13 protein-coding genes are annotated in these 12,729 nt (G+C 48.2%); 9 read left to right on the forward strand and 4 right to left on the reverse strand.

The genetic code is table 11. The features are described from left to right. Positions 1-48: 48 nt before the first annotated feature. The 3 genes from tnpB (ACMXYJ_RS16310) to ACMXYJ_RS16320 form a co-directional block, all read right to left on the reverse strand. The gene (gene tnpB / locus ACMXYJ_RS16310; protein WP_415760657.1) at positions 49-384 is read right to left on the reverse strand and encodes an IS66 family insertion sequence element accessory protein TnpB; all 336 of its coding nucleotides are present in this window, start codon (positions 382-384) and stop codon (positions 49-51) included. After that, positions 381-713 (reverse strand): IS66-like element accessory protein TnpA, encoded by a 333-nt coding sequence (tnpA, locus tag ACMXYJ_RS16315; RefSeq protein ID WP_415760658.1) that lies wholly within the window; start codon positions 711-713, stop codon positions 381-383. The genes tnpB (ACMXYJ_RS16310) and tnpA overlap by 4 nt, the downstream gene beginning before the upstream one ends. Before the next feature lie 360 nt (positions 714-1,073). Continuing rightward, complete coding sequence (locus ACMXYJ_RS16320) at positions 1,074-1,379, reverse strand: helix-turn-helix domain-containing protein (protein WP_415760659.1); 306 nt, start codon at positions 1,377-1,379, stop codon at positions 1,074-1,076. Positions 1,380-1,527: 148 nt separating this feature from the next. Here ACMXYJ_RS16320 and ACMXYJ_RS16325 point away from each other — a divergent pair, with 148 nt between their 5' ends. Beyond that, a complete protein-coding gene (locus ACMXYJ_RS16325; RefSeq protein WP_415760660.1) occupies positions 1,528-2,466 on the forward strand; it encodes a hypothetical protein in 939 nt (312 codons plus the stop codon). 39 nt (positions 2,467-2,505) lie between these two features. Further along, the gene (locus ACMXYJ_RS16330; RefSeq protein WP_415755981.1) at positions 2,506-2,952 is read left to right on the forward strand and encodes a hypothetical protein; all 447 of its coding nucleotides are present in this window, start codon (positions 2,506-2,508) and stop codon (positions 2,950-2,952) included. Positions 2,953-3,105: 153 nt separating this feature from the next. Here the strand turns inward: ACMXYJ_RS16330 and ACMXYJ_RS16335 are convergent, their stop codons facing one another. After that, entirely contained in the window at positions 3,106-4,020 is a 915-nt protein-coding gene (locus ACMXYJ_RS16335; protein ID WP_415755982.1) for a hypothetical protein, read from the reverse strand. 355 nt (positions 4,021-4,375) lie between these two features. On the opposite strand from ACMXYJ_RS16335, the gene ACMXYJ_RS16340 reads away from it, so the two are divergent. The 7 genes from ACMXYJ_RS16340 to tnpC all read left to right on the forward strand — a co-directional run bounded on the left by ACMXYJ_RS16340 (position 4,376) and on the right by tnpC (position 12,724). After that, positions 4,376-5,440, forward strand: coding sequence for a ComEC/Rec2 family competence protein (locus ACMXYJ_RS16340; protein ID WP_415755983.1), 1,065 nt, complete (start codon positions 4,376-4,378; stop codon positions 5,438-5,440). Further along, positions 5,433-6,755 carry an ABC-three component system protein gene (locus ACMXYJ_RS16345; RefSeq protein WP_415755984.1) on the forward strand — a complete coding sequence of 441 codons (1,323 nt, stop codon included), beginning with the start codon at positions 5,433-5,435 and terminating at the stop codon, positions 6,753-6,755. Before ACMXYJ_RS16340 ends, ACMXYJ_RS16345 begins: the two co-directional genes overlap by 8 nt. After that, positions 6,742-7,275 (forward strand): ABC-three component system middle component 1, encoded by a 534-nt coding sequence (locus tag ACMXYJ_RS16350; protein WP_415755985.1) that lies wholly within the window; start codon positions 6,742-6,744, stop codon positions 7,273-7,275. Before ACMXYJ_RS16345 ends, ACMXYJ_RS16350 begins: the two co-directional genes overlap by 14 nt. Beyond that, complete coding sequence (locus ACMXYJ_RS16355) at positions 7,265-10,387, forward strand: AAA family ATPase (RefSeq protein WP_415755986.1); 3,123 nt, start codon at positions 7,265-7,267, stop codon at positions 10,385-10,387. The genes ACMXYJ_RS16350 and ACMXYJ_RS16355 overlap by 11 nt, the downstream gene beginning before the upstream one ends. A 141-nt stretch (positions 10,388-10,528) precedes the next feature. Continuing rightward, positions 10,529-10,750 carry an IS66 family insertion sequence element accessory protein TnpB gene (gene tnpB / locus ACMXYJ_RS16360; protein ID WP_415755987.1) on the forward strand — a complete coding sequence of 74 codons (222 nt, stop codon included), beginning with the start codon at positions 10,529-10,531 and terminating at the stop codon, positions 10,748-10,750. Between the two features lie 43 nt (positions 10,751-10,793). After that, positions 10,794-11,153 carry an IS66 family insertion sequence element accessory protein TnpB gene (gene tnpB, locus ACMXYJ_RS16365; RefSeq protein ID WP_412041168.1) on the forward strand — a complete coding sequence of 120 codons (360 nt, stop codon included), beginning with the start codon at positions 10,794-10,796 and terminating at the stop codon, positions 11,151-11,153. A 17-nt stretch (positions 11,154-11,170) separates the two neighbouring features. Continuing rightward, entirely contained in the window at positions 11,171-12,724 is a 1,554-nt protein-coding gene (tnpC, locus tag ACMXYJ_RS16370; protein WP_415755988.1) for an IS66 family transposase, read from the forward strand. Positions 12,725-12,729 lie beyond the last annotated feature (5 nt).

The following is a 12,729-nucleotide window of genomic DNA, read 5'->3' on the forward strand; positions in this document are numbered from 1 at the left end:
CCAGAGCAGGCGCTTCGCGGCGATAGACCGATAGGCTAATGGCAGCCATTAAAGCAGTGTGATCGAGCCTCCAGAACCTGCGCGTTGCCATGGCAGACCCAGCACCAATGCCTGAAGTTGCTCGACCTCCAGTTCCATCTCAAAACCGTAGCGAATGCCAGGCCAGTGGAACTTGCCTTGGTTCAATCGGCGCGCCGCTAGCCATATTCCGAAGCCGTCATGCACCAGCACTTTCATGCGATTGGCGCGGCGGTTGGCGAACAGATAAGCACAGTGCGGTTGCGCCGCACCGAACACTGCAATCACCTTGGCTAACGCCGTTTCGGTACCGGCGCGCATGTCCATCGGTTCGGTGGCGAGCCAGATGGAGTCGATGCGAATCATCGCAGAAGGTCTCGAAGAAAGGTCGCGCAGGCAGCAGCGTTTTCAGTGGGCCAGTTCACTTTTACTGTGCCGCGCGGGTGCTGGATCTCAACGAAGATATTCGAGGAGGCTGGGTGCAAGCTTGCCCCGGTCAGCGGCACGGGTAACGGAATAAACGCAGGTTGCAGCGCTGTGCGTTTCTGCGATTGCAGCCGAATCCATTTGTGGACGAGGTTTGCGTTGAGGTTATGGCTGAGGGCGATGCTGGCAATCGAAGCGCCGGGCTGGGCACACTCTTGAATGACTTGGGCTTTGAAGAACTTGGAATAGGAACGGCGTGTTGGCTGCATGAAATACCCGCTTAAAAGGCTAGAACTGGTGTCCACTTAAATTAAGTGCACACCATGTCTTGGCTTTGCAGGACTGGGTAGCTGACTTGGCCGGACGCATACGAAGCTGCGTCTCGTCGCCAAGGTTGTTCGACAACACCTTACGAGGCCTCAAGGAAACACAGGCTTATCTCGGCGATACGTTCTTGGATCAAAGGTCAACGCTCGCCGACAGGCCGCAGCGGAGATATGGGGGCTCTTTGGAGTGTACGCAATGATTTAGGTGGAGGGAGCGCGCGGCGAAGGAATTGCTTCAGAACGGAAGCTCTGAACAGATTTTTGGATTGAGGCGAAAAAAGATTGAGGTGAAATAACGACTTTCTACTTCAGGTCGTTGAGGCACTCCATTAATTGAGCTTTACCTGCATTGCTCATCCTGTAATAGCGCTCCAGCAGTTCTGCCTCATCGTTCTCAGTGGCGTAAAAGTAGGCCGCAGGCAAATTCAGCTCGGTGGCAACGCGCGCTATCAATTCGAGATCCGGAGTTCTCTTTCCTAACTCATACCTATTCATCCGAGTGCTAGCAGAGGCTGGCTCTAAGCCAATCCGTATGCCCAGTTCTTCTTGGGAAAGCCCAGCTCTCAAACGCGCGTGCTTGAGGCGGAAACACAAAGTGCTAGTCGTCATGACGTCTTCTAATGAACCAAGGACGTCATCGTGCAATCTGGCGCTTTTCTAAATACTACCGATTTGGTAGTTTTGATCAGGAAAGGCGAATGAGCGGCAGGGTAGCGCTTGAGTTGCCTCCACTAAAAATCTCATAGGGATAATTTTCATGGTTTTGGGGCACAAGAACGTGTTGGGGCGTACGGCGCTAGCGCTGGTGGTCTCAGTCAGTAGCTTTTCACTGGCTGGTTGCGGTGGAGGGAATGAGCAATCCAACAGTAAGGATGCATCGGCAAAACAGAGTTCGGAGAGATCTGATCCTACTGATAAGAAAGCGACTGACGAAGCAGTGCTGAGCCAATTGGCACAAGAAAATACACCGCGCATGGTTACGTTTACGAACCCTGGAGTCGGCGATCTTGCGTCTTATCTTGATGCCAAGCAGCCGATGATAGTGTTCAACATGTACAACGCTAAACGTGATTGGCCTGAGACACCTGAAGACATTGCAGACTCCATGGGCGACCCTTTTGCAATTCGTGGCGCAAATCCAGATTTGTATCGAATTGCGACCGAACGGCAATCTGCAAAGGATTCATTTAAGAAAAAGGATCTGGCCACCGAACTTAATATGTTGGTGAGCAAGGAAGCCGAGAGCATAGGGCAAAGCAATTTGGTGAAATTGAGTTCAGATGATTGGACTCCAATCGCTCTCAGTACATTCGATCAAAGCGCAAAGGGTTTCCGAATAGACAATTGTCTATTTTCGGACAAGCTAGAATACAACGACGAAGAGAGGCGCAGTTCGACGACTCTGGCTCGTGCTCCCAAGATTCGCTGTTATTTGAATCCAGGCCCTACCAATTACTTTATTGGCTTTCAAGGCGGTTCTGGGTTGCTATTAGATGTCTCTGATGAATCATTGGCTCGTGTCATTGAAGCACAACGCGAGACGATCAAGATTGATATCTATGGCTATGTCAAATCAGTGGCGCGTGAACGTTTTGCTGGCGAGTTTGGCCCTCAGCGGTTTGTCCTGATAGCTCCCCAACGCATTGATCTCAAAGATGGAGTAACCGGAAAAGTAATTTATACCAAAAATATTTAATTTCGATTAATTAATGTCTTCTTTGAAGGCGGTAAAGATATGGCTCTCGTAATTTTAGATGGTGTCATTCAGGAAATTGGTTTTGGTTCATATGTCGACGGGCAACGGGTCATATCATTCGTTAAGATAAACGGTGTACGTATAAGGGATATCGTTTGTGATGATTACATGCGATCTTTCTTGGTTGTAGGCAAAAAAGTAAAGTTAGCACTAGTCCGGCGATTCCTAGGTCCGCACATCCTATACTCTGCACAGCTTGAGGACGGTGAAGTCGTAAACAAGGACAAAGGCCTTCCGATCGTGATGGTTATGATGGTAGGTCTAGCGTTCTCGCTACTACTTAGTCCCGTGTTTATCGGCATTCTCCGGGCGACAAATTCGATCCTGTTTTCCTTGATAATATTAATAGGGGCGGGAATGAGCATTGCTTATCTAGTAATGAAGGATCACTTCAAGGCTCGTAAAGTATTTCAAGTTGCGCGCTGACTAGGTCAAGCTCCTACGACAATGTGACGACAGCATGATTGCCATCATGCTGTCGTCTTCGCTTCGCGGCATTCAACCATCAAGCGGATTTTCAAACCCGCCTTAATCTCCGTTTTGGCTTGCCAGATCTCCCTACATCCGCATTGCCTCTTCTCAGGGATTTGCGCGTGATTGCTGAAAGCCTGCGACTCCGAGGGAGGTAGTAATCAGAAAGTTTTGTTGCTTCTCCATTTTTGTAGAGGTGTAGCCCGCGCCGAAGTTTGACGCCGTCAGCCACTCATCACGCGCTGCGCCCGAAAAGGTTGATAGCAAGTAACCAGAGGCAGACGACTCCCAGAAGTACTGGAAGGACGCACAAAACCAGATGTTCCAGCGGCTACAGTAACTTTCAACCAATAATCCCGACTTTAGAAGTGTTATGAGTGGGCGACGAGTACTCTTTTGCTCGGTGGAGAACAGCGGAGTTGTTACGATATCGGGGCCGAAATAAATACCAAGCATGTTGTCCGGTAGACTTGGATCCCTTGAGTAGTGCACGCCGTTGTCCATGAATCGAAATGCCATGTCTATGATCGCAGCGCTCTTCCCAATGGCTGCCCAGCGTCCCATGTGAGGAGGTAGATCCGGAAGATTGGCAAGTTCGCGGCTCCGGGACACAATGCTCACTCCTTCCACTGGTATCGTCGGCTCCATTCTGTGGACTTGTGCACCATCGAATTTCCAGCCAGCTTCACTGAGCAAGATCATAAACCTCCCTGCTGCAACGCAGGACACCTCGCTCCAGTTAACACAACCTATCCGCAGTGTGTCGAGATGCGCTCCTTGCGGCACACTAAGAAGATCAAGAAATTCACCGCGTCGATGTTGGGATAGGTCATAGGATTGCGGCGCCGGTTGGTGCGAGGTGAAAAAAGGATATAGCCCAAAGTAAAGCCCAACTACCGTAATAATGGTGCCTATGACCGTCAGCATGTAGCTGACGTACGCGCGCTTAGTTTCATTATCGGCCTTGCTCCATTCATCTCGTGAGGGAAGCAAAAGTTTATTGCTTGGCGGGGTAGGGGGCATTTTTGAGTCTCGCGCTTGTGGAGGTACTAATTGGGCTAGCTTACTGACGGGCACTAAATCATCGGACAATATGATACCCACAACCGGAAGCAACCACTTGTCACTCCGTGGGAGGGGGCTGTTCGTCCCGGTTAAATAGTCTTGAAACCGCTTTGGCCCATAGTGTGCGTGAAAACGCTGATGGATCTCATCGTCTTGGAGCATCGACTGTCGTTGGCTGACCGATCGCACGGTCAATGTCGTGCCTAATGGATTTTGCGAAGGCAATGTGCTACCAAGCATGTGGTATTCGCTCTGTGGAGCGTGTGGCAACTCTTACTTCAATCGATGAATGTTCAACAGGGACGAGGGGCACATGGCCGTCAGTATCAGATTCCTACAAGCGCACCATGGTGACTGCATTTTGATCACTGTGCAGCTCGGCGACGTGACCCAACGTATCCTCGTCGATGGCGGCCCTGCGCGAACCTTCAAGCCTAGGTCGAACACTGAAACGCGGGACGGTGACCTTAAGAAAGTCTTGACCAGTCTCCGCGGTGAGGGGCATGGCATTGACCTGGTGATCCTTACACACATTGACGACGACCATATCGGAGGATTGATCACTGCATTTGAAGCGCCAGATTTGCTCCAGACGATGGCAAAACGGGTTATTTTCAACTCCGGAAGGTCTATCCATAAATACTTCCACGCACCAGTTGATCCAGCAAAAGACCTAACTGGAAATTTTTCTCGATGCCAGAATACTTCAGTCACACAAGGGCAAACATTAGAAGATTTTCTGGTTGATAAGGAAATATGGCAGCAGGAAATAGTAATGCGTTCCTCTAAGCATTTGCTTAGCAACTGCTCACTAATATTCCTTACACCAGATGAAAGCGAACTGAGAAAACTACTGGGGAAGTGGACCAAGGAAGCAGGCCAGCAGGAGACTGCGGGTGCCGCAACCGACTGGCACTGTACATATGAACAGCTAAGGGCGGGTGACGCTTTCAAATCTGACTCATCTATTCCCAATGGAAGTTCGCTGTCCTTTATCCTTAATGTTGAAGGGGCGGCATACCTATTCTTAGGGGACGCGCATCCAGGCTCCGTAATTAAAGGCCTTGAGTCTCTGGGTTATACCAAATCAAATCCACTAAGAGCCAGGCTTGTGAAAGTTTCTCACCATGGCAGCAAAGGCAACACTAGTACAGAACTGCTAGAATCGGTCCTGAGTGATCATTTTGTGATTAGCGCAAATGGATTAAGTCATGGTCTCCCAGATAAAGCCACATTGGCTCGGATCCACACTGTGCATCCGGCGGCCACAATACACTTCAATTACGTGAACCTTCCTAAGAAAATTTACAGCGAAGCAGAATTGCACAGCATGGGAGAAAAGGTGAATGCTTTGCAGGGAGACATGAGTTTTGAGTGACTTTTCCGAAAAAATTAAAAATCACAGTTTTATCGTAGGTACGGGAACTGGCGTTTTAATCAATCCCCATGAAGGTGATTTTTCGTATGTACTTACGGCTAAGCATGTTATTGAACATAAAGCTACGTCTGAAGGCTTTTTGAAGGCTACTGACATAAGGGTATTCAATTGGAGTGGTGAGCCAATTGCTATATCTGCACGGTACGTGAGTCCGACGGATGATCTAGCAATATTGGTTACGAGCAATCGTCTGGATGCGCAGATGAGAGCCTCGTTGTCACCACCAGTACGAGATGAAAAATTATATTTTTTTGGATACCCTAAAACGAGGCGTGGCGGCAACCCCGAAGATATTCTTCGAGAATTTCCAGGTGAGGTCCAGTCTGCCGGGGACCGCCAGTTCATTTTACAACTTACTGGTGAGCCAGATTGGGACCAGATAGCAGGTGCCTCAGGAGGAGGCGTATACAGGGGGAGCGGGGAGGAGGCGTTCCTATGCGGTTTAGAATATCGGATTGAGGGCGATACTGCGAGCGAGCGTCATGGACGAGTGCTCTGTCATGATTTTTCCCTAATCAATGAGTTGCTTGAGAAGGAAAATTTGCCACCCATCTACCCCAGTTCCATGAACGATTTTTGTAGCTTGGTATCACACACATTCAAAAGTTATGACAAGGCTGAAGATCCTGAGAACGTACGCTATCTTAAAGCTACCCTTCACGAGCGCGCAAAACAAATAAGTAAAAATGGTGCAGTTCGTCCTATAGATATTTATAAGGCTAGAAAAGAAGCTCTTCTTATTAAGGGAAGCCCGTTACAAGATTTATATGAGGATCATCTCTGGATTGCATATTTGGAGTTTTTGGTTATTAGTTGCCTAATCGACTTGCACGGAAATATAGAGTTTTCTTATGTTGATAGCCTCTTCGCGAAAAGAAGGTTCTTATTCTCTGCCCACGATGGAAATTGGGTGCATCGATTACGTGAAATCTACCATTCAGACTTCAGAGGTCTGGAAGTTGGTGGCGTAGTGGTCGTCAGCACAGCAGACACATCAGCCGCGCTACAACCTAAAGAGCAGTCAACCAATAAAATTGTAGTAGACATTGGAAGAGTTGGAACATCGCAGCTTATGGTTGATTCTGTAATAAACAATCCCGCCCTACAGTTCAGGTTGTATCATCTAACAGGAATGCACAGGATATGTGTTACCGATAAAGAGTTTGACTACGGCAATTATTGGGCTGGCCACCAGGATTTCGAAGAGCAGCAGCTATTCGAGAAATTAAGGGGCGAATACTGTGCGTATATGTAAAAATGATCTGGATCTGAGCGGTATTTCAAGCGAGTTTCCGGAAGCGAAATTTGGATTCTATAAGTCTACGCCTGATAGTTATATATCCTGCTTCACTTGCGCGGTAGCAGATGAGGCGACACTTTTGAAGATTTGGTCTGGAGTGGTAAGTGTCATTGCCGCAGAGTACCAAGCAAAACTCAAAAGCAAATTTGAAATGTGGAATATCTATCTGGCTTTTATCGTTACGGCTCCAATTTGTAAAAATTTGGAATATGAAATTGAAAATGATAAGTTCTCAATGCGCAAAATAGTTTCAGTGTCTGCTGATGGTGATGATGTTGAGATTTTTTTGAACGACGAAATTCTTGGTGCAGACCTAACTTCGAAACTTGCTAGTGCCGAATCTGTCCCTGATAGCAATATTGTTGAAAGTCACCTGCGGGGTAAGATCCTAACTCTTGTTGATAGTGAGGGTGTGATGCCTACGGATATTGACATTCTAGACCTTGCAGAGTGGGCGGCAAGCAATGAAATTTAAATTTGTCGACATTGTTGGTTTCAGAGCCTATGCCCAAAAAGGGGATGGTACATTTAGTTTTTTAAAGGGCGACGGGAACGTTTCGAATTTTGTTTCGATTTATGCACCGAACGGGTTTGGGAAAAGTTCTTTCTACGATGCGATGGAGTGGGCAATAACTAATAATATAGGTAGATATATAAGAGATAGCCAAAGGACTCTTAATCAGAGTACTTCCTTATCTATGCGATCGACCGAGACTGGTCAACGGATCCTAAAAAACAGATATATAGGCGAAGATGCTCTTTCATATGTGAGCGTTGTTACAGATGGGCAGTTAAAATTTCAGAAGAAGGTAAGGAAGGCCGCGCCGGGTCACCGCGACTACACGTATGAACCAAAATCCACAGACCAAGAAACCAAGCATTTAGCTAACATTTTCCTCTCTCAAGATGCAATTGACAGCTTCCTAAAGGAGGACAGACCGGAACGACGCTATGAAAAATTTATGGAGGATTTCGGAGGGGAAGATGAAAAGTATAGATTGCAGTTATTTTCTCTCCAGAAGCTATGCTTGAAAGAATCTGAGAAGCTTTCAGCCGAAATGTCGGCATTGGATGAGAGGGCAAAAGAACCGCAATTGGAGTTTAGCATCGATAAGGTGAATGAACTGATTGAGGAACTTTTATCGATTGGTGTCACTCTACCAAAAATTGATATGGGGTTCTCCGAGCTTGAGCAGCTCGCCATGCAGTCAAAAATATTAGAAAGTGTTAGCGGCGTTGCTAGTCAGAGAAGCATCCTGCATGAACGGTTGATAAGTATCAAATCAGCTCTGCAAAGCATACCAAGTCTAACTGAAGAGCTAGTTCGAGGCTCCGAGTTACAAGGCCAATTTTCGGAAATTAACGAGAATAAGGTGTTGCTTGACGACTTGAGTCGGGTTGAATATACCAAAAATGAGGCCGAGATAGAGCGCGTCTCCTTCGCTAATGTTCTTGAAGAATTAAGAGCTATTCGTTCAGAAGTAGGAAACTTGCTACTCATTGTCACTCGGCTTAGCGAGCTAAAGCGATTAATTGAAGAATCAGAAAGGCAGGTCGGAAGCCAGAAACTTGTAGTTGAATCTCAAGGGCAGAAACTATCCATTGAACAAAACGTTAGATTGGAGCTGGATGCTAGTTTTGCCGCGTTACAAAGAGATATCGGGCAAGTAGAAGCGAAGTTTATTGAGGTCTCGCATGCAGAGACACAGCTTTCCAAGCTCAAAACCGATATCAGTGACATTGTGCGCAGGGGAGAATCTCTAGCGAATCTCAAGCGCAATCTTCAGTCGGAAGTTGCCCAGATTGAACAATTCCAGTTTTTAAAGACCTTTATTGATGACGGTGCCGTCGCGCTATTCAAGCCCGATGAAGAATTCATACCAGTTTTTCATCAATCACTAGAGCGAGAGAAACAGCTAACTACAGAAATTCGGGACTTGGATGACAAGGTAAAGGAGCTTGACACGCTCAGTCAGGACCATTCTGAGCTTATCGGCCTAGCCAAGTCTCTTCTTTCCAGAACGTTATCCAGCTGCTGTCCAGTGTGTGATGCGGATTACGAACAATATGGCCTTCTACTCTCTCGAATCCAACGTGCCCAGAGTTCCGGACCAACTGGTGATCTGTACATAAAGCGTCGTGATGATGCGGCTCAAGAGTTAATAGGCGTACATGACTATTTAGATCGGGGTGTTAAATATTTAGACTCCTTAAAGTCACGCCTGTTAGACAGTTCTAGCGAAAAACTAGCCACTACAGACCGTGATCTAACCCTGCTTGAAAACAGTTGGCGCCAGCTTAACGAAGAAATAAAGCAAAAAGCCAACTCACTAGACCAGTTGAAAGCGGGTATCCAGAACTCTACGAAAGAGCAGTACCTGCATAAATTACAAAGTGACAGTCTTCTTCTAAGCGATAAGCTCACTTCCAGTATTTCGCTGGTTTCAGATTTCGCTAATGCTTTGGAATCAGAAAAGCTCAAACTTACTACGGCTTTGCATGAAAAAGAAATGCTTGAGGTGGAGCTGGCAACCCTAAACTCTTCGAACCTTTATCTTCGGTTTGGAGATATAAAGAATCGGCACCAGCTTTCTGACGAGGATATAATTTCGGGGTTAGATAGTGCTATTCATGCTGCATCGCAGGATCTAATAAAAGCGGATGACCAGATCAATGCTTTGTCTAAAGATATCCATAAAATAAGGGAGAAAATTGCCCAGATTAACGGGTTTTTTTCAACTGAAATGGTATCCGAACGTTGGCAATTTCTTACTTTGGCCGTTGCTGCCTCTGAACAGTTAGCTCTACAAATAGAAGGTCGGGTTAGAATCTATACTCCTGAAGGTGTCAGTAGTGCAGAACTTAAGATATATCTGGAAGATGAATTTAAATCCGTCGAGTGCCAAATATCCGACATCCAAATGGTCGAGCTAAAGTTAAATAATTTGTTGCTGCAAATCAGCGACGCGCTACCATTTATTAGTTACTGGCTCGCTCGTGAAAAGTTTGGCGAGTTAGAGATTTCTCTAGATCAGGTTCAGGCATTACAGCTGACGGTGAGTCGGGATCTTCGTGTTATAGAGCGTCAACTAAAAAATAAAATTGACGGATTTTTCTACACGGATCTAATCTCATCTATATATAGAAAAATTGACCCCCATCCTTTTTTCAAAACCGTTAGGTTTGAGCCAGTTTTTCCAGCAGAAGACAAACCTCGCCTAGAGGTCTATGTATACGAGGAAAGTTCGGTAACGCCAATTTCACCCAGCTTATACTTCAGCTCAGCACAAATTAATATTCTAAGCTTAAGTATTTTTCTCGCGAGAGCTTTACATGTGGAGCATGATGGTCAGCCTGTTCGAGCGATTTTAATAGACGACCCGATCCAATCGATGGATTCAATAAATATTCTCTCGGTCATAGACCTTTTACGAAATATATCTATAAATCTGGATCGTCAGATTATATTGTCTACTCACGATGAGAACTTCTATGAGCTGCTGAAGTTGAAAATACCTTCGGATAAATTCGGGTCTAAGTTTCTGAAGTTTAAATCCTTCGGGGTAGTCATCCCTGACGATAATTAGAGTTTATGAGCGCCCCCCGGCTGGCGCCAATGAAGTGGCCAGGGGGTGTTCTGCTTTGTATCCGCTCCACGAACCCCACATTCCAAGCGAATAGCTGACAACGGATGCTGTGCTCCCGATTTCCATCAGGAGCCCATCACCATGATGCGTCCCAATGCCAGTGTTGAAAAAGTGTACCTCTACCCCAAACCGGTGGACTTTCGAAAGTCCATCGACGGCCTGGCTGCGCTGGTCGAACTGGATATCAAAGTCGCGGTGTTTGACCCCGTGCTTTTCGTTTTTCTGAATCGCCACCGCAACCGCGTCAAGGTGTTGTATTGGGGTATCCGCTCCACGAACCCCACATTCCAAGCGAATAGCTGACAACGGATGCTGTGCTCCCGATTTCCATCAGGAGCCCATCACCATGATGCGTCCCAATGCCAGTGTTGAAAAAGTGTACCTCTACCCCAAACCGGTGGACTTTCGAAAGTCCATCGACGGCCTGGCTGCGCTGGTCGAACTGGATATCAAAGTCGCGGTGTTTGACCCCGTGCTTTTCGTTTTTCTGAATCGCCACCGCAACCGCGTCAAGGTGTTGTATTGGGAGCGCAACGGCTTCTGCCTTTGGCTCAAGCGTCTGGAATCCGAGCGGTTCAAAACTTCACCCGATGAACTGGATGAGGCCATCGTGCTGACGGTGCAAGAACTGAACTGGTTACTGGATGGGTTTGACCTCTGGCGCAACCGCCCGCACAAGGTTTTGACTCCAAGGTTTGTTGCCTGACGGGTATAATCCAGGGCATGCGACCATTGCCCGAAAACCTTCCTGACGATCCCGTACTGCTCAAACAGATGCTGCTTGAGAGTTACGAAGCACGCTCGCGCGAGCAGGAAGTCAAAGACGCTTACGCCACCCACATTGTTGATCTGAAAGAACAGATCAAGCTGTTGCGTGACCGTATCTTCGGGCGCAAATCCGAGCAGACGGTCGAGCCCAACACGCCGCAACTGGCACTGTTCAACGAGCCCGAAAGCGAGCCGATGCCTTCAGTCGGCGACGCTGACGAAGAAGTCGTTGCTCCGACTCTACGCCGTGGTAAGCGCAAACCCTTGTCGGCTGATCTGCCGCGTATCGAAGTCATCCACGAACTGCCCGAACACGAACTGACCTGTGCCTGTGGTTGCCACAAGCATGTGATCAGTGAAGAAACCAGCGAACAGCTGGACATCGTGCCGATGCAGATCCGCGTGATCAAACATATCCGCAAGGTTTACGGCTGCCGTGGCTGTGAAACAGCGCCGGTCACCGCCGACAAGCCCGCTCAATTAATCGAAAAGAGCATGGCCAGTCCAAGCGTGTTGGCGATGCTGCTGACCACCAAGTATGTCGATGGCTTGCCGCTGCATCGTTTTGAAACGGTGCTAAGCCGACATGGCATAGAAATCCCCCGCCAAACTCTGGCCCGCTGGGTTATCCAGTGCGGCGAACATCTGCAACCGTTATTGAATCTGATGCGCGAGCGGTTGCTGGAAAGTCCGGTCATCCACTGCGATGAAACCCGCGTCCAGGTACTCAAAGAGCCGGATCGAGACCCGACCAGCCAATCCTGGATGTGGGTGCAAGCAAGCGGCCCGCCGGATCGCAAAGTCGTGCTGTTCGACTACACCTCCAGCCGAGCGCAGGACGTACCATTGCGTCTGCTGGAAAGTTATCGCGGCTATGTCATGACCGACGATTACGCAGGCTATAACGCGCTGGCGTTGCAACCGGGCGTGGAACGTCTGGCGTGCATGGCTCATGTACGTCGCAAGTTCGTGGAAGCACAGAAAGTGCAGCCCAAGGGCAAGACCGGGCGTGCCGATATCGGGCTGACGATGATCAACAAGCTGTATGGCATCGAGCGTGAGCTGAAAGACGTCAGCGACGAGCAGCGATTTATCGGTCGGCAGGAAAAGAGCTTGCCGATCCTCGCCCAGTTGAAAAGCTGGCTGGATAAAACGCAGTCCCAAGTGACACCGCAAAGCGTGCTGGGTAAAGCGGTTAATTATCTGGCGAGCAACTGGCTTCGGCTGGAGCGTTACGTTGAAGCTGGTTTTTTACCTATCGACAACAACGCGGCGGAGCGTGCAATAAAGCCGTTTGTGATTGGGCGCAAGGCCTGGCTGTTCAGCGATACACCCAAAGGCGCCACCGCCAGTGCGCAGATCTATAGCTTGGTCGAGACCGCCAAAGTCAACGGCCAAGAGCCCTATACGTGGCTGCGCCACGTACTTGAGCGCTTGCCGCATGCCTCGTCGGTGGAAGACTACGAAGCCTTGCTGCCGTGGAACTGCTCACCGGAAATGCCACGGTAAACGAG

Origin of the sequence: Pseudomonas arabinosi, assembly GCF_047758675.1 — a bacterium.
Classification (GTDB): Bacteria; Pseudomonadota; Gammaproteobacteria; order Pseudomonadales; family Pseudomonadaceae; genus Aquipseudomonas; species Aquipseudomonas arabinosi.

Bases quoted from the DNA above. Each gene is read 5' to 3' on its own strand.
- tnpB (WP_415760657.1), bottom strand. From the start codon at position 384: ATGATTCGCATCGACTCCATCTGGCTCGCCACCGAACCGATGGACATG.
- tnpA (WP_415760658.1), bottom strand. From the start codon at position 713: ATGCAGCCAACACGCCGTTCCTATTCCAAGTTCTTCAAAGCCCAAGTC.
- ACMXYJ_RS16320 (WP_415760659.1), bottom strand. From the start codon at position 1,379: ATGACGACTAGCACTTTGTGTTTCCGCCTCAAGCACGCGCGTTTGAGA.
- ACMXYJ_RS16325 (WP_415760660.1), top strand. From the start codon at position 1,528: ATGGTTTTGGGGCACAAGAACGTGTTGGGGCGTACGGCGCTAGCGCTG.
- ACMXYJ_RS16330 (WP_415755981.1), top strand. From the start codon at position 2,506: ATGGCTCTCGTAATTTTAGATGGTGTCATTCAGGAAATTGGTTTTGGT.
- ACMXYJ_RS16335 (WP_415755982.1), bottom strand. From the start codon at position 4,020: ATGCCCCCTACCCCGCCAAGCAATAAACTTTTGCTTCCCTCACGAGAT.
- ACMXYJ_RS16340 (WP_415755983.1), top strand. From the start codon at position 4,376: ATGGCCGTCAGTATCAGATTCCTACAAGCGCACCATGGTGACTGCATT.
- ACMXYJ_RS16355 (WP_415755986.1), top strand. From the start codon at position 7,265: ATGAAATTTAAATTTGTCGACATTGTTGGTTTCAGAGCCTATGCCCAA.
- tnpB (WP_415755987.1), top strand. From the start codon at position 10,529: ATGATGCGTCCCAATGCCAGTGTTGAAAAAGTGTACCTCTACCCCAAA.
- tnpB (WP_412041168.1), top strand. From the start codon at position 10,794: ATGATGCGTCCCAATGCCAGTGTTGAAAAAGTGTACCTCTACCCCAAA.
- tnpC (WP_415755988.1), top strand. From the start codon at position 11,171: ATGCGACCATTGCCCGAAAACCTTCCTGACGATCCCGTACTGCTCAAA.